This window comes from Pirellulaceae bacterium (genome assembly GCA_029243025.1).
GTDB lineage: Bacteria > Planctomycetota > Planctomycetia > Pirellulales > Pirellulaceae.
In genome coordinates this window covers 1-19,836 of the sequence record JAQWSU010000009.1, presented here as the reverse complement: position 1 = coordinate 19,836, position 19,836 = coordinate 1, and the positions used below count along the sequence as shown (strand labels likewise).

Genomic DNA, 19,836 nt, shown 5'->3' with positions numbered 1-19,836 from the left:
GATTACTTTAGATCATTACCTAGTCGGAATACTTTTCAGCAGACTCGGCTGCATCGTACAGTTGTCCTGCTTCGTTCGCAGTCAAAGTCCCCGCTTGAACCATCGCTTCTAGTTTGGTTTTCAGCTTTGCGAGACGAACCTGCCGAGACCGTGCTGAACCTGCCGAACGGTCAACAACACTTAGGCTCGGCTTGACATCTTCAGCAACTTCCTGATCGCTTCGCGAGTAACCATTCGCAAGACAGTACAGGTGGGTCGTTGAGCGCAGAATGAGTGAATCGTTGGCCACCGCAGGTGACGCAACAAAACTGGCATCAAGCCGATTTGTCACCATCGTTTCAGGTTGTTCTCGCGAAACCTTCAGGACGGTAACGTCACCTTCCTTTTCACAGAAATAGAGTTTCCCATCAGCATAAAGGGGCGATGCCCAGTGGTTCCCGCCGATGCGTTTGCTCCAGACGGGTTCACCCGTTTCTGCCGCCAAGCACCGCACGATTCCGCCCTTGTCCGTCACCATATATAACAGATCGTCCACGATAACAGGCGATGGAATCCCGGGTGTACCCTTATTCGTAGACCATGCGACATGGGTATCGGTCACGTCACCGGTTCCGTCGGGTCGAATGCCCATCAGATAATTGTTCAATCCGCTGGTAAAAACATAGACCAATCCATTTGCATAAATTGGTCTCGCCGCGACGTTGAATCCGCCCGGATGAAGTACACGCCAGAGTTCCTTTCCCGTATTCGGGTCGTAGGAAATCATCGCCTCAGCTGCGGGGGCGATAAGTTGCCGCTGGCCATCGACTTCAATTAATGTGGCTGTTGCAAACGACTTTTTATTATCGTTAGGCTTACCACCTTTCTTAAGTGAAAACCCACGCGCACGCAATGTTTCATTCCAATCGGTGTTAACATCGCGGTTAGTCTTCCAACGCGTCTCACCCGTTTCCTTATCGAGCGCCACGAAAAACTGCTGATCGGTTCCGTCGAAAGCAACATACAGATTTTTGTCGTCCACGATTGGTGATGATCCTTGCCGAACCGGTTGATAAATGCGCAGATCTCGACGTTCCCAAATTTTATCACCTGTTTTTCGATTCAGACAAGCGATCCCCTGTGAACCAAAACTCACATACACGCAGTCATCCTCGACGACGGGTGTCGGTGTGGCGGGACTGTTCAGATGCGGCGAGTCAAAAGCATAGGCGGGATCAACCACTCTCTCGACCATGTCGAAAACCTTGAGATCTTTGACAATTTCTCCCGTTTGCAAATCGACACAGATGGCGCGAAGTTCTCGCTTCCCATCGCTTCCAGAGGTCACCCAAATTTCGTTCTCCCAAACAACCGGAGAAGACCACCCTTCAAGTGGAATCAATGTTTTCCATCGGACGTTCTTTGCCTCGTCAAATTCGACGGGTAAATTCTTCGCCGTTGATTTCCCATCCCCCTGAGGACCACGAAACTGGTTCCAGTCCAAGTCGGCCGAGAGAGGCGACACCATTGAGGCGATCAGTGTGCAAGTAAGGATCAGTGTGCAAGTAAGATAAATTCGTTTCATTACGGCTGTCCGATTTCGTTAAGTCAACGTTAACTCATCTTTAATTCTGAAAATTGACGGCAGCTTGAGCAGCCTTATCGTTGCTCACTCCTCTATCAGCTCCACACTCAGAATCTCGAGCTTCGCCGAAGCTGATTTCGTTACGCACCACCAATCGCGTAATTCTTTACCCGTTAATGCCTCACGGAGACCGACTTTCTCATCCCCGCAAAAATCACTGAGTGGCAATTCGAGTGTAAATGGTTCTCCGGTAATCGGCACGGCATCCAAGCCAACGACAACACGAAATTTTCCTGAGAAACCACCGCCCGGATTGTTTACAGAGATACCAAATTCAGCCTCGACTGATTGATCCAGCAAACGTCCTCGAATCTGGAAGCGGGCTCCTGGCGTTAACACAACAGGACTCGTCGTTTCTCGAACGATTGAAAGGACTACCAAGGACCCGAAGGAGGTGGGCATCGCCCAGACACTTCCGGGGCCTTGGTCAAATGTCGAAGCATCCCGGTAAACTTCCGAGGCACGAATTCGATCCATCCGGCCTTCAGCGACGGCTTTCTTGAGTTGCCAGCTAAGTCGCGACAGGTCCGACATCCACTTTCCAGTGACGACATCAGACTTCAGGTTGCTCTTCCATGCTGAGACTGCCGCCTTTCGTTCGATGGGAATCAATCCCTGATGATCCTGAAGCGATGCCGTCACTCCCTGTTGCGCAATCACGTTGACTTCTTCACCATCACCCGATCGTTTCAGTCGCACACGTCCTTCAGAAACAAGTAGAGTAGTCGCCTCCTGCTGGGCATCCACATCGAATCGCGTTCCCAACACACTCAAATCTGCGGATGGAGTCCGCACAACCATTGGACATCCGATTGGCTGCGGCAAAACGTTTGCGGATAGGTTTCCATAGCGTAGATGAATGATTTTTTGTTCCTGCTCTGAAAGGGTAAGAAGTGATCGCCCGGAAACCGTCACGGTCGTATCATCTCGATACCGCAAATCGACCCAAGCGTCCGCAGATACCATCTCTAATGTGCCACCCTCCAGCGTTCGTCCCACTTGGGTCATTTCTTCAACGACCCCTCCTTTCCCAGTCCACTGGACCCTTCCATGGATTCCGGTGATACGTGCGATCTCGGATGATGGACGCGAGAAAAAAAATCCGGCACAGACCACCACAGCTACCGCTGTCACCATGAACGATCGATAGAGCGCGCGATGCGATCCAGCTCGTTTCATGTTGTTTGCCGGCAAGTCTTCCATGACTTGGCTGACAAATGCATTGTGCTCTTGAGGCAGCATTGCCATCGTCGCTGCGACAAATTGCTCGTGACGTGCTTCCGTATCTTGGGCATTCAATCCGAGCAACCGATGAGTGCGAAAACTATCTGCAGCCGCTTCGAGCAACGCATGATCCAATGCAAATAGCTGCTGGAGCTCGGCGATACCCGCTTCGTCGAGTTCGCCCTCCAGATAGCTATTCCAGAGCGATTCGAATTGACTGGCATTCGTCATGAGGTTCCTCCGTCCCTCGCCATCCGGCTCTCGATACACTCCTGCAATCGTCTTCGCAACTGCCAAAGCTGTTTTTTCACAGCCGACAATGATCGTCCACTGCGGGAAGCCATTTCCTCCAGTGTGATTTCCTCCTCGTATCTCCAGCGAATGTAATTTCGCAATGGCACCGCTAATGAATTCAGGCATTCCGCCAAACACTCTAGCCGCCGCTGCTGAAGTTCCGGCGGTTCGCTGCTGCGCCGATCGAGCTCTTTCTGCAGCAGGTCGGGTGCAAAACGGGCGTGATAGTCAGCGATTCGTCGCAATCGGGTCAGCTCGGTTTTTAATTGAAAACGGGCAATCGTAAACAGCCAAGCGCCAAAATCAGTGCCAGGTTGAAATTCCGCCAATTTGGAAAAAGCCACGACAAAACTACGTTGGGCCAACTCATCCACATCAACGGCAGGCGGAGCTTGCGTCGCAAGCCACGCTCGTAGCGGCCGCTCAAAACGGCGAACGATTGGCTCGAATGCAGCCGTCTGGCCTTGTAAAACCCGACAAATGTCTTGATCCATCGACTCGGCACTGATCGGTGATTGATTTTCCATTACTTAGATATTGCAGATCGCGTCCCAAAGTTACCGCTGGGTGGAAATTTTCCCAGAAAAATAAGTATTACCTGCCAAACTCTTGACCGCTCGCTCCCTGTCGCTCGTGAAAGACGTGGAGTTCCCCGCTTCGTGGAAATCATCGTGGAAATCATCGCGTAGCAAGCATCCCTATCATTCACGATTGGAGATGCGGACGCAACGAGGAAACAGCATGCAAGACATGAACGGTCTCGATAGAATGAGCTGAGAAATATCAGACTCTGTATCACGTCAAGGAAATGCCGAGTGTTCAAAATAGTGCTTCGATCGACTGCGATGCTCGTCACAAGTCTGATAGTTTTCCCCTTTTGGAGAGCGGAGGCAGTTGAATTTTCCCCGCCGCCATTTCAGGTCCCCGATGGATTCACCATTGAGGTGGTTGCCGCACCTCCGTTGGTCAAGTATCCGATGATGGCCTGTTTCGACGAACGCGGTCGACTGTTTGTGGCAGAAACACAGGGCAAGAATTTGGACAAACAAGCGCTGCTTGAGCAACGCTGCCGTTTCATCAGAATGCTTGAAGATACGAACCAAGACGGGAAATTCGACAAGAGCACCCTCTTTGCTGACCAACTGGTGATGCCTGAAGGAGCTGTCTGGTATCGAGGTTCCTTATATGTCCTGTCATCCCCTTATCTCTGGCGATTCGAAGACACAGATGACGATGGCGTCGCAGATGTTCGCGAAAAGCTGTTGGGCTACATGGATTTCACCGGTCAGGCCAATCAACACGGTGCTTACCTCGGACCCAACGGAAGAATTTATTTCTCTGGAGGTCATCTAGGTTACGACCTGACCAGCAAGGATGGCAAAGCAGTTGCGAAAGGTCGAGCGGCTGCCGTCTTTTCCTGCCGCACAGATGGCACCGATGTGGAGGTCTTCGGAAATGGCGGCATCAACCCTGTCGAGGTAGCGTTCACGGCCGAGGGGGAGTTATTCACAACTTGCCCGATTTTCGACAGTATTGGCGGCCGTCACGACGCACTGATTCATTGGGTACACGGATCCACGGCGGGTCCCAAAGACTACGCTCCCCCCGTCTTAAAACAAACTGGATACCGCCTGCCAGCGGTGCGTCGCTGGGGGCAAGTTGCCCCCTCGGGCTTGATGCGATATCGAAGCCAGACGTTCGGGCCCAACTATCAAAACAGTTTTTTTGCCACCCATTTCAACACCGCAACAGTGGTCAACGTCAATCTGACACGAGCCGGTTCGACATTTCAAGGCACGGACCAAAACTTCATCACCTCGACCAGTCGTGACTTCCACCCTACCGATGTCATTGAAGATGCAGACGGCAGCCTTTTAATGATCGACACAGGCGGTTGGTTTCTGATCAGCTGTCCGTTTTCAAAAATTGCCAAACCAGAGATCATGGGAGCGATCTATCGTATTAAGCGACAAGCGGCTAATCTCCCGGCTGACCCGCGTGGACTGCAAATCGATTGGAAAGCGTCAAGCAATCAACTGTTGACATATTTACAGGACCCCCGCCCCGTTGTTCGTGATCGAGCCATTGAAGCCCTGGCAACCCGTGATCAAGAGGCAATTCACCACCTGCATGCCGCCTGGAAGGAATTGTCCACACAACAACGTCGCAATGCAGTCTGGTCGTTGTCTCGAATGGAGTCCAAGACTGCAACGGCACAAATCCGACTGGCGTTGTCCGATCCGGATCATTCTGTCGCTCAAGCCGCCGCGCGCAGCGTCGGGGTCTTGAGAGACAAGCAGAGTGTCGCAGCCCTTTGCCAACTTCTCAACGGGGAATCCTGGCCGCTTCGTCGATCGGCTGCGACAGCATTAGGTCGGATTGGGGATGCGAGTGCGATTCCGCATCTGTTGGCGGCAATCGCCCTGCCTGGAGACGATCACCTGCGCCACGCCTTGGTTTACGCCCTCATCGAAATCAATGATGCGAAAGCCATTTCGACGGGTCTCACCCACAAGGATCCGCGTGTGCAACGTGCGGCATTGCTTGCCATGGATCAGATAAACACCGATACGCTAAGTCGTGAACAAGTCACACCCCTATTGGGATCACGCGATGAGCGACTCAGGGCTGCTGCAATCAACATCATCACAGCTCGACCTGACTGGAGCACCGAAATCATCCAACTCTTAATGGACTGGTCTGATGAAGAGGCGGAACCAGACCTCGATCGTGAAATGGCCATGATTGCAGTTTCGGCATTTCAAACCGATCCACAGGTACAAGAAATTGCACGACGGATCCTAAATGCGACACCGACTCACCCAGCCAAGCGACAAACAATCCTGCAAGCAATCGGGAACATCCGCAAGCTCCCGAAAATTTGGCTACCTCCTCTGCAGAAACTTTTATCGATGGAAGCCGACCAGATTCCGCTGGAAGTAATCGACGCACTCCGGAGGTCGCATTCCAATCAACTCAACGACAAACTCGAACAAATGGGGGACAATTTCGCACGAAGCCACAAGCTGCGGATCGCCGCTTTAAGCTGCCTTGCAGAATCCGGCCGCACGCTTTCGGAGCCAGGGTTTCAGCTGCTGTTATCCGAGACTGCCCCAGAACGTTTACCTCTCGACCGATTATCGGCTACCCGTTCGATTTATCGCACGAAGTTGACGGAGGCACAACTTCAGCAATTGATTCAGAGACTACCTCACCTTAGCAATAACGAATTGGGAATTCTCACCAAGAAAATTGACCAAACGATTGAGCAACAGCCGGAATGGCAAGGCCAATGGGCGAGAACGCGGGAAAGGTTGTCGAGTAAGCTTGCCTCAACCACATCAACTGACGAACAAATCCAGCAACGCCTAAAAACCTTGCTCACTTCACTCGTTGCCGGTGACGCGACTCACGGGAAGGCGATTTTCTATAGCAGTCGCGCTGCCTGCAGCGTTTGCCATGCGGTCAACGGCAAAGGTGGAGATACGGGACCCAACCTCTCACGGATTGGAAGGATTCGGCGACGCGCTGATCTGCTCGAGGCGATTCTGTACCCCAATTCGTCAATCGTTAACAGTTTTGAAACTTACGCCGTCGTAACCACCACAGGCCGGATCGAACAAGGGGTGATCCAGCAGGCTGATGCAAGGAAAATCATCTTGCGGAATGCTCAAAGGCAAGACATCTCAATCCCTCGTGAAGCCGTAGAAGAAATCTCCCGAACTGGCCATTCGATCATGCCGCAAGGATTGGAAATGAATTTAAACAAAGATGAGCTTAGCGATTTAATTGCCTACCTTGAATCACTCGGCGACCAACCAGTATCGAAAATCGAACCATAATTCATCGCTCATTCAGTATCGAGAAGAACAGATGCACAAACAGCTCACTCCCCTGATATTGGTCCTCATCATCACGTCCTCAGCGTTTGCCGCAGAAAAAAAACCCAACATTCTTTTGATTGTTTGCGATGACTTGAACACACACGTGGCAACGTCAGGTTACAAGCCAATCCAAACGCCCACGCTGACTGCGTTTGGCAAAGAGGCCATGACTTTCCATCGAGCTTTTTGCCAATATCCCGTCTGCGGTCCATCGCGTGCGTCATTTCTTTCCGGATTGTACCCAGAATCAACTGGTGTGCTGGACAATCGATTAGACATTCGCCAAACACGCCCCTCAACGGTGACCTTGCCGCAGTGCTTAAAAGAAAACGGATATTGGACCGCCAGCGTCGGCAAAGTCTTTCATTCTTCCCGACACGAACAGGGTGATGTAGCATGGAACGAACATCTGCGATTCGACAATGACGAACTTCCGGTTGCAGTCGCAGCTCGTGAAAAATTCGAGCAAGAAAACGGTCCGATCGATCAGCGGCCCAATCGCCGAAACTGGAAACAACTGCGAGAGCGCATTATCGCACCGCTTAATGCACAGACCCCGCCTGGACACGGCCGCAGCGGCCTGCGTGACGAGCAGCACAAAGACGGAAAAAATGTCCGACAAGTCGTCCAATGGATCACAGAACAAAGTCATGGTGCAAAACCATTCTTTATTGCACTTGGCATTCAGAAACCTCACGTCCCTTTTCTCGCTCCCGACAAATATTTTGACCTGTATCCCGCAGATCAAATTCGGTTCAAACCCGATCGTCCCGACCTCTGGGACAATCTTCCCAACAGTGCAATCTCGCGCCGTTACAAAGCATTTGGTTTCGAACTGGGTAAGGAAAATGAGAGCCTTCGGCGCGAATACATGCAGGCCTACCACGCCTGCATCTCTTTTTTAGATACTCAAATCGCAATGGTGTTCGATACTCTCAAGGAACAACAGTTATGGGAAAACACGATCATCATTTTCACATCCGATCATGGCTACCATCTGGGTGATCATTTTCTCTGGGGAAAGGTAACACTATTCGAGATTGGAACGAAGGTTCCGTTCGTGATTCGTGTACCGGGCGTGACAACAGCCGGCAGTCACTCCAATACCATGGTCGAACTCATCGACATTTACCCAACACTCGCTGAACTAACGAACATCACTCCACCCACAGATTTGCAAGGAACTTCCCTCGTTCCGGTACTCAACAACCCGCGTCGCACCGATTCCACATCATATGCCTACACCGTGGTGAAACGCGGCCGTCACTTGGGACGTGCCATTCGAAATCAACAATGGCGATACTCCAAATGGCCGGATGGCGAGGAGCTTTATGATTTGGAGCGTGATCCACGTGAACGCAACAATCTTGCTAACAACCCTGACTATGCCGGCAGTCTGCGAGATCTACGCGCAACGCTCACCACCATTCAAGCAAGAGCCATTACAAGTCAGGAAAAACGATGACTTCTGCGGCTGTTTTTCCGACAAAGTTGTCGGGCATGCCGGGCCATCTCGACCGCGAAAGAGTCCCAAGCAACTTCCTGAAGCTCCCAACAAACCGCTGATCCATCATGCGAGTCAAGCTGGGTTCTTGATGGCACCCTGGAAGATCAACCAACGACTCAACATTAAATAATAATCGATTGCAGCCGAATCGAATCTTCCAATCAGGATTCAGACCTGCCGAGAACCGATTCCCCAACAACACAGCAACGGCTCAACCGTCATGGAAAGGATCGAACAAGTGTGTTCAGTCACACGACTCCTACTTTGTGTCACAGCGGCGTTTCTGTTGATGTCCTTCACAACGGCAGACGCTGAAATGACAATCTGTGCGGAAAACTTCGATAGCCTACCTCTTGGCGACAGTGTTGACGAAGGTATCGCAGGACTAATTGGCGACGGAGGAGGTACACAAGCGGCCGGTGTTTGGGCCAATGTGCTTCCATCGGGTTGAACGGACGATTAAGTGCCCCCCTCAACAGCCATAGCATCAGAAGACACCGGCGTGTTTGATGGGGCAGGCTAGAATTTTTCTGACCTCGATGGGTTGATCACAATCGCCGGTTTCCAACGTCGCTCGGAATTTATGAATGCGAGCGGTACCGTCATGGTCTCTGCCCCGGAGGCATGGGATGATGCTGCTCCCCCGGGTGGACCTGCAAGGGGTCCTTGGTACGACCCATTTATGGCAATGCCTTTGATCTCTCTTGGGCGGATCACTGCTGGAACCGCGACGCTTGATTTTGGTTCCAGTTGCCGCACCGAATTCTGCAGGTCATGCTATCACGGATCCGCTTTCAAACCGTGATCCATCTCCCGCGATAAGCCGCCTTCGTTCACGCTAAAACCACTGCTTATCACGCGGCCTGAAAGCATTCCCGGCCAGTATCTCCGACGAAATATTCCGGCCAAACCCAAAAAAGGCGGTGAGATCGACAAGGGAACATGACGATGATCGAAGTAGAATTCCCACCTAAAACATATCCCACCCACATCCCATCAATCCGTTGCGGCACTCGCAACTCACGCAATAATGCTTGCTCTAGCCGACCTTCATTCACGATTGCGCGCATTTACTGCCGGTCACGCTTCGCTATGTTTCGTGGCATTGTTTGTGCTTGCATTGCTGCCACACTGTTGTTCCTACATCAAACATCATCCAGACGAGCGGCATTACACGGACGGCGCGCTCTTGATGAATCAGACAGGAAATTTCCTAACGCCCCAGACGGCCGAGGGAAATCTGCGGTTACGGAAACCGATCTTCACTTATTGAATCGTCGCCGCAAGTCATCAATTATTGGGCGTCTCTCCGTTCTCATCTCGTCTCCCCTTTGTGATTTTGGGCGGGCTCTGTATTTATCTCACTCACGCCACCACCAAGATCCTCTTTCGTTGCCAGCAAGTCGCTTTTCTCGCGGCGGTGCTGACTCTGTCACATCCAGCGATCATCGTCGCATCACCAAGATCGATGCCTGATATCGTATTAGCCTTTGGCATCTGCCTGTCAACTTACGGATTTCTAAAGCTTCTACTCCAACCTGGCGATCAAGCTTGGAAGGCAATTCTAGCAGTCTACATTGGGGCTGGAATCGCGATATCCAGCAAGGGCTTACCCGGGGTACTTTTTCTGGGAGTCGCCCTTGCAGCGATGTTGCTATTTGACCGGGCAATCCGCCTGGAAACAACACGTAGTAGGCTTGGCCGTCTGTGGTGCTGTTGGCGGTGGATGGTTCATCGCGATGAGCCTCCTGCACCCGGAGAAGCTTGTCGACCAATTCTTAGGAGATCAAGTTACGAGACGTATCTCTCGAAAGTGGTGGGAACCGATCACCACCTTTCCACTTGTGATAATGTTACTACTCACCAGCTTCGTTCCATGGCTGAATATGCTGCGCCGCCCTGTCATCCGGCAAATCCGGGCTTTACGAGATAACTTTCACAATATCAGAACGTTCCCGTTGAGTCCTCATCAACAAGGATTCGCCTTATTGAGTGTTTGGATCGCACTTTATCTGACCGCAGCTTTTTTTTTGGGTCGAGTGAATTTTCGTTACCAGGCTCCGATTGCCCCCGCCTGCTGCATCATCGTCGCCTATTACCTGGGCGAATTAGCCCCCAAGCGGATGTTCCGCTTAGCCCGAACCACGGCGAGTTGGATCTGCGGATTGTTGCTGCTTGTTACGTCCCTCGGCCTAGTCTCGCTTTATCCTCAAATGGGAATATCGCCAGTCTTTGCGATCGCATTCGCACCGCTGATAATCATCGGGACAATAATCCTACATAAGCCCGACACTTTCAATTGGAAGAGACCTGTATTGGCATTATCTTTGTCAATTCTTTTGTTCTCCACCACCTATGGACTTTACTTGACGGCGGCAACTCACGGACTGGGACACAACATTGTCTCGGAGCTGAGTTCGCATGGTATCGAAGATCAGCCGGTCATCGTGATCGCGAAAAGTTCCTACGCCAGTCGACTTCGCGTCGTTTCCAAGGGACGCCTACCGGTTCAATGGCATGAATCACTGGAAACGGTCTCCGCCGAAGAAATAAGGAAATCGGCCGCAATCATCACGGACCATTCCTCATCATTTGAAATCGATTCTGATCTGCCTGACATTCGGATTTCTAACGGCATCAGCATCAAGCCGCACGACTTGGTCCAGGCATTCCAAGCAGGGCAGTTCTGGCACTATTTGGAACAGGCAAAGCGAACGGTGTGCATCAGGCTTAACCCGACCGCCAGGATTCCTTCGAGGTTTGCAAACGGCGAATATGATGCTGAATCGGCGCACACGATCTACCGTTAAGCAAGCGACAGATCGTCGCTTGCGACTCCCTCCGGTCTGGCGGATTGAAGTGCATTCACTCTTGAATCACGCCGATGACTGCGTCCAGTTCGATGCGTCCAGTTCGATGCGTCCAGTTCGATTCGCTGGAAAACGCTCACGCTGCTTCCGTCGTCCCGCTGCGCCGAACCCAGGTCAAATTGATAGCATAGCAATCATTTTGATCACGCGTGGCGCCGGCCAAGCAAGAGGGCCGCTGAACGGAACCCACACAACCCTTTTCACACCCACGAGTTACCAAGCAGAAAAAATCTGAACCAACCATTGGCACAGCACCTGCGTTGAGAAGGGTCTGAACAGCCCCCCCCATCGCCTGAACCCAGGAGACTTGCCATGACTCTCGATCGAATCGTAATCGCCGGAATCCTCACGACCGTTACCATCCTATCTAGTAGCTCGACGACGAGTGGCGCCTCCTTCCATCACATCGAATCGCTTGCCCTTAACCTCGTTCGGCAATCGAGCGCATTGACGCGAGAATTCAAATACCACTATCGTCACACGCCCGAATATCGCCATCTCGTTTCCGATGCTCGAGAACTTCACCGCCGCGCGAATCATGTGCACAACTTATCACACCGATCCTGCTCGCTCGAACACATGCGAATTGATTTGCAGCAAATGGATCATTTTTTCCACCATTTGAAGGAAACCCTTGATCGCGTCGCAATGAATGCAGACAGGCACCATAGGGGCCATGTGAATAGGAAGACACGACATACCTACCAAATCGTAAGGAGAATCGAAGAGGACCTTCATCATTTACGAGACGACGTCGAAGCGATGACCCGTCCAATCTGCGAACCCCAACGCTTCACGCCAACCGAGTACAAGTATGAGGTTCCTTTCTCGTTCGGCCGATCTTTTCTGGCTCCAAACGAAAACGTCGGTGGAATCCGCTTAGGCCGAACAAACATCCACTTCCGTTTGGACCACTAGAGTTCACCAGTTCTTCGATCAGCTCAATCCGTGTAGACGCAGTCGCATCTACACGGATTTTTCGCATAGCGACATCTAGCATTTCTGGCCGCTAAGTTGTTTGAACTCGCTCCCATCGACATTTTTCTCGCTCGCGGGCAAGCCTGCCGACATATGAATTCGTCGATAAATTGCGTAAGATATGAATCTGAAGGCTCCCTTCCAAACACAAATCCGAGGAGAATCGATGAGTGACGTTGTCGACGGGGCGCCGGACTTTGAACGGGCCGGCGGACTCATTCCGGCCATCGCACAGGACGCCGAAACGGGCGAAGTGCTGATGATGGCCTATATGAACGAAGAAAGTTATCGTGAAACGATCGCGACAGGACGAGCGGTTTACTTCAGTCGTAGCCGAAACAAGCTTTGGCGCAAGGGCGAAGAGAGCGGAAACACCCAGCAGATCAAGGGAGTTTTCCTGGACTGCGATCGGGACACCATTTTACTGAAGGTGAATCAGATTGGCGATGCGGCCTGCCACAATGGCTATCGCAGTTGCTTCTACCGGCAAGTAACCGACCAGGGGCTGGCAACCGTTGGCCAGCGAGTGTTTGACCCCAAAGAAGTGTATAAGAAGAAATCTTAATCCATGTCAAAAATTATTCGATTGGGCTTGCCCAAAGGCAGCCTTCAGGAAGCGACCGGTGAGCTCTTCGGCCGTGCAGGATACAATATTTCCTTCAGTTCCCGCAGCTACTTTCCGTCGATCGACGACGATGAAATCGAGTGCATGTTACTACGAGCACAGGAAATGGCTCGGTATGTTGCCGATGGCATCTTGGACGCCGGGTTAACCGGCTACGACTGGATTGTTGAAACGGGAGCCGAGGTACACGAAGTCGCGGAGCTGGTCTTTTCCAAAGTCAGCCGTCGCCCGGTTCGCTGGGTATTGTGTGTTCCAAACGACTCTCCCGTACAAACGGTCAAAGATCTAGAAGGAAGTCGTATTGCGACAGAAGCCGTGGGTATGACGGAACGTTACCTGCAAAAACACGGCGTCACGGCAAAAGTTGAGTTCAGTTGGGGAGCCACGGAAGTCAAACCTCCCGTATTGGCGGATGCGATTGTCGAAGTGACAGAAACGGGTAATTCGCTGCGAGCCAATAACCTCCGCATCGTCGATGAAATCCTGCAAAGCACGACTCGCTTTATCGCTAATATTGAGGCCTATCAAGACCCTGTCAAAAAACAGAAGATTGACGATATTGCATTGATGCTACGAGGCGCTATTGCGGCCGACGGAAAAGTTGGATTGATGATGAACGTGCCAAAGGAGCAGGTCGGAGAGGTTCTTGAAATGCTACCCTCGCTCGACAATCCCACCGTCTCGAATCTGGCTGATGATCGCTGGGTCGACGTGATTACCGTACTCGATGAGACCGTTGTGCGGCGCATCATTCCTCGACTGAAGGAAGTCGGTGCCCGTGGAATCGTCGAATACCCGCTGAACAAAGTGATCGAGTAGATTTCGGGGATAACCAATGCCCCTCGGAACGGATGTCAGAATTTGGAAACAGACGTCAAAGAGATCATCCAACAAAGCTGAGTCAGTCAGGTCATCGATTTCCATCGACTGGTCTGAACATTCTCGATTGCGACAGGGACCAACAGCATCGTCCCAAGTCCTGACGTTCTGTCAAATTTGCAGCGCCGCGTTGCGCTTCTAAATCTCGTTTCTTGGATCCTTGGGGCCTTCGCTATATCGGGTTGGGAACGAGCACGCAGAGGGCTCATCATGATTTCCGATTATTTCCACAACGAAACAGAACGACACAACAACAGCGCAGGCCACCTCCTTAAGAGCGGCTCGATCGACTTCATGACTGAATTTGAGTGGGCACATTTCCGAAGCAGCGGGCGGCCACTCGAGAACCACTGCCGCCTTCCGATCGCCCGATGGAATTCCCACGTCATGGTCATGCTGAAAATCCGGAATAATGCAGCCCACCACGCAAGGGAAACGAACGCCAATCAGTCTCGCAGCATTCCCCAGTCGCGGCGTGACCCTTGGGCGCCTACCGGGAAACCCACCTGAGCCATCCGATAATTTCCCAATCACCTCTCGCTCACGCCAAAACAAAAATTGTCAGTTGAACCGGTGAAAAGACCAATCACGAACAAGGGCCGGCCCCCTTTCAGCCTCTTTTGACAACTCACAAGAATCGTCTTTTGCGGAATTTTGAGGGGCAAACCAGGTTTGAGAACGAGTAGAATTGAGGCACGCTGAACAAGCCAACGAATCGCTGGACCTCCCCAATAAGATGTCTTCACACTTTTCATCAGCCAACGCACTATGATCTCCATTGTCACACTCCACTTACAACGCAAGGAACACACAGAGCGATTCATCAGGCAACTGTACCAACGGACCGAGCAAGAGTTTGAGCTTGTCGTCGTCAGTCAGGAGTCCGATGCTGAAACGGTCGCTTGGTTAACACAACTTCAACAAGAGCAACACCATTTCAAGGTTTTGTGGAACGAGCAGAATATTGGGACTGCTGCTGGTAGGAATCTTGGCATTCGAGCCTCATCAGGCGAGCAGGTCATTGTTATCGACAACGATGTTGAAGTCACCGACGGATGGCTCCAACCCTTAATCGATACGGCCGACAAACAGAAATCGATCGCAGCTGTCGGCGCATTGATACTTTCAGCACAGGGAGACGTCCAATATTGTTCTCGCTACGTTGTCGAGTACTTCGAGAAGACGGACCAGCACTCGATCGGCTTGCATATCGATTGCAAGCTCAAAGCTGACTCTCCCGAAGTTGGTAGCGAGTGCGAGGTACCCTGGTATCCAACGACTTGTCTCTTGATCAAAAAATCAGCATTTGAAGAATCGGGGGGCTTTGATGAGCAACTGGCGATTTGCGAAGAAGACAAAGATCTATGTCTTTCCATGCGCCAAGCCGGTTACAAAATATATAGCAATCCGAATTCAAGAGTCCGGCACCACAATCACCCCAAACCCCTGCCCTATGCCCAGATTCGAGAGTCCTTACCCAAGCTTTATCAAGACAAAGCCTTTTTTGAAAACAAGTGGAATCTAAAATCCATCCAACAACAGTCAAAGCGATATCTATTGCAATCAGGAATGTCCGAAGACGAGATTGCCCAACTCGAGAAGTTCACAATGTTCGTACAAGTCACTTCATAAAAAACCATGAAACGCCCTGCTCAATTAATTCTGACTATTACGGACCAGTGTAACCACGGCTGTCAAATGTGCTATTACCATAGTTCGCTTAACCGACGAACCAAGGTGATGACTCTGGCGGAATACCAAAAACTCTCCGATGAGCTCAATGATTTGGAGCTGTTGCTGATTTCGGGTGGAGAACCATTCCTACGGCAAGACATTGCTGAGATCGTGGAAATCTTTTACCGAAACAATCGAACGCGATCGGTTTTCATTCCGAGCAATGGATCGACTCCGGCCCGCATCATCACCGCAGTTAGGCGCATGTTAGATTTAATGCCGGACCTACAACTGACCTTAATGATGTCTCTGGAAGGCTTACATGAAGAGCATGACAAGATCCACCAACAAGCAGGCGCTTTCGATTCAGTTGTCGAAACGATCCGACGATTGACCCTGTTGCAAGGCTATCTACAAAGCCAGGGAAAACAATGGTTTTCAGTACTCCTGAACTCCGTCGTTACCAATGGAAATGTGGACCGCATTATTCCACTGATGGAATATGCAAAGGAACATCTTTATGTCAACTCGCACACCTTCACACCCATGCGAGGTTCGGGGCCAACGCCCGACTGTTGTCCGCCCACACCGGCTCAATTCGAAGCTCTTCAACACCAAGCACAACCGTACTTCGAACATTACCTCCAAAAAGAACCAACAGTCCTTCAACAAACCTTAGATCGTTACGCACTTTGGATGGGACTATTGAGAGGTGAAGGCTTGCCTTTCCAGTGTCAGGCGGGCCATTACATCGGCGTGATCGAACCGGATGCGAAAGTCCGACTTTGCGAGCTTACTCCCGTGATCGGTGATCTGCGCGAAACAGAGTTTGACTTCGAACGTGTGTGGAATTCAACCGAAGCTAATGAATTGCGTCAACAGCTGATTGGTTGCTCATGCACGCACGCCTGTTTCATCAATGCAAGCCAGCGATATTACTCGTTGCAAGCAAAATGATTCGGATCACTGCCACGGCGATTACAGAAGCAGCGATCAAGTCGGGAGCAGATTACTTTCACAATCGTGATACTGACTCCGAACCAGGGATCATCGCTTCCGATCAACGGATATTCCTCCACCGCACCCCCCACTGATCAAGTTACAGATGCTGGCCTTCTCTCCTAGTCAACCGTAAGAGATTCGAAACAGGCGCATTCCCGGCTGCACTCGAAATAGATTCTGCCCTCCAAATCGACCAGCGATCGGTAGCCGATCATGGTAAACTGCGACCTATCCCACCTACAGCGGTTGAACCGCCCCTCTAGAAAGAACCCTATTTTCCAACCACAACACACCATCCAAGCTTCAACTGAAATAGACACCAATGCACAAAATCACTCCGCTTTTATTATTCAGCCTCATCACCAGTCTCTTTTCTCCCGCCGAGGCAGTCGAAGTGGGGCCATTTTGCCAATGGCATCAGGATCCCTGTAGATCGATGACGATCCAGTGGATCGCCGACCGGGATCCCATTGGGGAGCCGACACAAAGGTGGTTAACCGGTCCTGCGGGCTTTGGTTACGGCCATGATGATCGGACCACGTTGCAGGATATGAAAGGGAACTATCGTTCCCTCTCAATACGTCAATTTTTTTCGGTACCAGATGACGCACCTGTAGGTGCGGAGCTTGTCTTAGCGCTCCGCTACGTGGATGGTTTTGTGGCTTACCTTGACGGGAAAGAGGTTGCCCGGCAAGGCGTTGAAAAACCGGCGGATCAGCCAACCGAAGTGCAGAGCAAGGCCGCGGGCGGGTGGGAATATTTCCCGCTCGGTCTCGCCAAAGCGGGCCAACAGGGATTACTTGCAATCGTGGGCTACAACGACGAGTTGCAAAGCGCTGATTACAGCTTGAATCCTCGTCTTGACTTGCAAGTTGGTGAACAACGAGTGCCGCTGCTTCCCGAAGGAGCCCCGTGGGCCTACCGCAAAGGTGAGATTTCCAATCGAAGATGGCTCCGAATCCCTGCCGTGACCGAGCTTTTAGCGGCGACCGAACGGTTTCAATTCGTGTACCGTCCCGTCGACGATAGTAAATGGACAAGCGTTCAGATCTCAAATCGCCCTTTTAGTGACACGAAGTTTGACGTCTTCGCCGTTGACTTAGAGGGGCTTTCACCGGGGACACGATACGTGTTCAAGCGTTTACGATGGGGGCGCGTAATGGATACTTGTTTTTTCGAGACTGCTCCCGCACAGTTTACCGATGGCTTGAGTTTCGTGACCGGCGGTGACATGTATCACACGCGAGAATTGCTGGACAGCATGAACCGCAGAGCCGGTACAGAAGACCCGCTCTTTGCATTGCTGGGAGGCGACCTAGCCTATGCCAATGGAGTCGATTCCAACCGCTGGCTTGAGTGGGTCGATTCCTGGGCTGAATGTGCGGTTTCACCGGACAGTCGCCTGATACCAATGATCGTGGTCATCGGCAACCACGAAGTAAAAAGGGCGCAATATCGACCAACCAATGCTCCCCCGAAATCAGATGCGCCCTTCTTTTACAGCCTATTTCGGGGTGTATCCGAGGGAAGTAAGTTTGCGGTGGACTTTGGAGACTATCTCAGCATCGTCGCCCTTGATTCGGGCCATACCGAAAGAATCACGTCACAACGTGATTGGCTAAACAGAACCTTGGAAAACCGCAAGGATTTCCCACGCCAATTTGTTTGTTATCACCGTCCTGCCTGGGGAACGGGGGTCAAAGGCAATGCTGTCGATATTCAGAAAGCTTGGTCGCCGATCTTCGAGAAATACCGAGTCGATGCAGTCTTTGAAAATGACCACCATGTTTACAAACGAACCTACCCGCTAACGAATGGTAAACGGGATGACAAGAACGGAGTGATTTATATGGGAGATGGTGCTTGGGGGGTTGCGACGCGTTCCATCGCTTCCAACTGGAAAACCGCGCGCCCGTTTCTTGCGCACGCGGAACCGACCAATCATCTAATCAAGGTGACCATACATCCAAGCGATTTCCATTATCGTGCCCTGACGGCGAACGGAGAAATGATCGACGAATCTCGTAGGCCGCGGAGAAGATAGAACGAAAAGGCATTTTAAGCCGTCACCAAAAAACCCCTTGCCATGATTTTGGCAAGGGGCTGAAAGACTTACCCGCGAGAACCATCTAGTCGCGGACTAATTTCGAAGCAGCTCCGCAACTTCGTCAAGGTGGTTATTGGTGGCCAGTTCGAAAGCAGTCATACGATTCCCTCGCAGATCCGGATTGGTCCCGTTCTCGAGTAGAACTTTCACGCATTCGAGGTATCCTTGGTTGGCCTCCGGCAATCCTGGTTGCATTTGCCCAATGGCAAAGTGGAGCGCCGTTTGACCACTTCGAGATCTCATGTTGGGATCAGCTTCTTGCTCCTTCAGCAAGAATTCAAGCATCTCCGGCTGCCCTCGATAGGCAGCTTCGTGCAGACAGCCGCCTCCATGCTGTTGTCGTGCATCAACCTTTGCACCATTAGCAATCAACAACTTGGCAGCGTCCACATGGGGAGTCGTCGCAGCAACGAGCAGCGGAGTCTTCTTATGGCGGGAAGTATGATTGACATCCGCCCCTTTGTCGATCAGAAATTTCACGACATCCAGATTTCCTGCCGAGGCCGCATAAGCTAGGGCCGTATACGAATTCTTCGACATTGCATCCGGATTGACTCCTGACTTCAACAACGCTTTCACCTTCGCTAGATCACCGCGGCGTGCGGCGATCAACAGCGCTTCCTCTGGATGCGATGTTCTACGATATGAACCTGAAGCAAGTGATTCAGCTCCAGTTTGCGATTGCTTTGTCGGCTTGGTGAAAACTCGCAGCGAATCTTGCGAGGGAATGAATTCACCTTCAAGCGGAGTTGCCAGATTGATCTGACCCTGGAGATTCGCACCGATCGCGGGAAGCCAACCGTCCTCATCGGTCCCAAGATCACCAACGCCATTGTTACCCGGATTGGCAACAAGCAGATTGTCGATATAAAGCCTGGCTTCCTTTCCCTTCTCAGTGATTGCCACTAAGTGGTGCATCTTACCGTCATCGACCTTGGTGTTGTTGCGTACCATCGCTCCAGCAAGGTAGCTGATATTGGGAGTCCACTGGTGTCGGTGAATTCGCCAGTCAGCCCAACCGTTGTCGCCGATTGACAACAATGTTTGCCATCGCTTGTCAAAATCATTGACGTTAAACCAAAGAGAAATCGTGATGCTACCACTTTCAGGTGTGTAGTCCGTTGCTTTCCCACCGAGCGTTACATACTGATTGTCGCCATTTAGGTTG

General features: G+C 51.5%; 14 protein-coding genes. 10 read left to right on the top strand and 4 right to left on the bottom strand.

Annotation, left to right across the window (positions count from 1 at the left end; genetic code table 11):
* Positions 1 to 19 precede the first annotated feature (19 nt).
* From P8N76_04215 to P8N76_04205, 3 genes are all read right to left on the bottom strand, one after another.
* Complete coding sequence (locus P8N76_04215; protein MDG2380854.1) at positions 20 to 1,564, bottom strand: PQQ-binding-like beta-propeller repeat protein; 1,545 nt, start codon at positions 1,562 to 1,564, stop codon at positions 20 to 22.
* Positions 1,565 to 1,648: 84 nt separating this feature from the next.
* Positions 1,649 to 3,079, bottom strand: coding sequence for a FecR family protein (locus tag P8N76_04210; protein ID MDG2380853.1), 1,431 nt, complete (start codon positions 3,077 to 3,079; stop codon positions 1,649 to 1,651).
* Positions 3,076 to 3,669, bottom strand: coding sequence for a sigma-70 family RNA polymerase sigma factor (locus tag P8N76_04205; protein MDG2380852.1), 594 nt, complete (start codon positions 3,667 to 3,669; stop codon positions 3,076 to 3,078). The genes P8N76_04210 and P8N76_04205 overlap by 4 nt, the downstream gene beginning before the upstream one ends.
* A 288-nt stretch (positions 3,670 to 3,957) precedes the next feature.
* Between P8N76_04205 and P8N76_04200 the strand changes: the two genes are divergently transcribed.
* The 10 genes from P8N76_04200 to P8N76_04155 all read left to right on the top strand — a co-directional run bounded on the left by P8N76_04200 (position 3,958) and on the right by P8N76_04155 (position 18,605).
* Positions 3,958 to 6,984 (top strand): HEAT repeat domain-containing protein, encoded by a 3,027-nt coding sequence (locus tag P8N76_04200; protein MDG2380851.1) that lies wholly within the window; start codon positions 3,958 to 3,960, stop codon positions 6,982 to 6,984.
* A 31-nt stretch (positions 6,985 to 7,015) separates the two neighbouring features.
* Positions 7,016 to 8,491: a sulfatase gene (locus tag P8N76_04195; protein ID MDG2380850.1), complete on the top strand. Its 1,476-nt coding sequence runs from the start codon at positions 7,016 to 7,018 to the stop codon at positions 8,489 to 8,491.
* A 280-nt stretch (positions 8,492 to 8,771) separates the two neighbouring features.
* On the top strand, positions 8,772 to 8,984 hold the full coding sequence (locus P8N76_04190; protein MDG2380849.1) for a hypothetical protein: 213 nt from the start codon (positions 8,772 to 8,774) through the stop codon (positions 8,982 to 8,984).
* A gap of 1,189 nt (positions 8,985 to 10,173) precedes the next feature.
* Entirely contained in the window at positions 10,174 to 11,343 is a 1,170-nt protein-coding gene (locus P8N76_04185) for a hypothetical protein (GenBank protein ID MDG2380848.1), read from the top strand.
* 372 nt (positions 11,344 to 11,715) lie between these two features.
* Positions 11,716 to 12,321, top strand: a complete 606-nt coding sequence (locus tag P8N76_04180) for a hypothetical protein (GenBank protein ID MDG2380847.1) — start codon at positions 11,716 to 11,718, stop codon at positions 12,319 to 12,321.
* Between the two features lie 226 nt (positions 12,322 to 12,547).
* Positions 12,548 to 12,946, top strand: coding sequence for a phosphoribosyl-AMP cyclohydrolase (hisI, locus tag P8N76_04175; GenBank protein ID MDG2380846.1), 399 nt, complete (start codon positions 12,548 to 12,550; stop codon positions 12,944 to 12,946).
* 3 nt (positions 12,947 to 12,949) lie between these two features.
* The gene (gene hisG, locus P8N76_04170) at positions 12,950 to 13,825 is read left to right on the top strand and encodes an ATP phosphoribosyltransferase (protein ID MDG2380845.1); all 876 of its coding nucleotides are present in this window, start codon (positions 12,950 to 12,952) and stop codon (positions 13,823 to 13,825) included.
* A gap of 828 nt (positions 13,826 to 14,653) precedes the next feature.
* The gene (locus tag P8N76_04165; GenBank protein ID MDG2380844.1) at positions 14,654 to 15,517 is read left to right on the top strand and encodes a glycosyltransferase family 2 protein; all 864 of its coding nucleotides are present in this window, start codon (positions 14,654 to 14,656) and stop codon (positions 15,515 to 15,517) included.
* A gap of 6 nt (positions 15,518 to 15,523) precedes the next feature.
* Entirely contained in the window at positions 15,524 to 16,516 is a 993-nt protein-coding gene (locus P8N76_04160; protein MDG2380843.1) for a radical SAM protein, read from the top strand.
* 367 nt (positions 16,517 to 16,883) lie between these two features.
* Complete coding sequence (locus P8N76_04155) at positions 16,884 to 18,605, top strand: metallophosphoesterase (GenBank protein ID MDG2380842.1); 1,722 nt, start codon at positions 16,884 to 16,886, stop codon at positions 18,603 to 18,605.
* A 96-nt stretch (positions 18,606 to 18,701) separates the two neighbouring features.
* Here the strand turns inward: P8N76_04155 and P8N76_04150 are convergent.
* Positions 18,702 to 19,836: ankyrin repeat domain-containing protein (locus tag P8N76_04150; GenBank protein MDG2380841.1), on the bottom strand; the 1,135-nt coding region annotated here is incomplete at its 5' end.

Excerpts from the sequence above, each read along its gene's own strand:
- P8N76_04215 (MDG2380854.1), bottom strand. The coding sequence starts at position 1,564 with ATGAAACGAATTTATCTTACTTGCACACTGATCCTTACTTGCACACTG.
- P8N76_04210 (MDG2380853.1), bottom strand. The coding sequence starts at position 3,079 with ATGACGAATGCCAGTCAATTCGAATCGCTCTGGAATAGCTATCTGGAG.
- P8N76_04205 (MDG2380852.1), bottom strand. The coding sequence starts at position 3,669 with ATGGAAAATCAATCACCGATCAGTGCCGAGTCGATGGATCAAGACATT.
- P8N76_04195 (MDG2380850.1), top strand. The coding sequence starts at position 7,016 with ATGCACAAACAGCTCACTCCCCTGATATTGGTCCTCATCATCACGTCC.
- P8N76_04180 (MDG2380847.1), top strand. The coding sequence starts at position 11,716 with ATGACTCTCGATCGAATCGTAATCGCCGGAATCCTCACGACCGTTACC.
- hisI (MDG2380846.1), top strand. The coding sequence starts at position 12,548 with ATGAGTGACGTTGTCGACGGGGCGCCGGACTTTGAACGGGCCGGCGGA.
- hisG (MDG2380845.1), top strand. The coding sequence starts at position 12,950 with ATGTCAAAAATTATTCGATTGGGCTTGCCCAAAGGCAGCCTTCAGGAA.
- P8N76_04165 (MDG2380844.1), top strand. The coding sequence starts at position 14,654 with ATGATCTCCATTGTCACACTCCACTTACAACGCAAGGAACACACAGAG.
- P8N76_04160 (MDG2380843.1), top strand. The coding sequence starts at position 15,524 with ATGAAACGCCCTGCTCAATTAATTCTGACTATTACGGACCAGTGTAAC.
- P8N76_04155 (MDG2380842.1), top strand. The coding sequence starts at position 16,884 with ATGCACAAAATCACTCCGCTTTTATTATTCAGCCTCATCACCAGTCTC.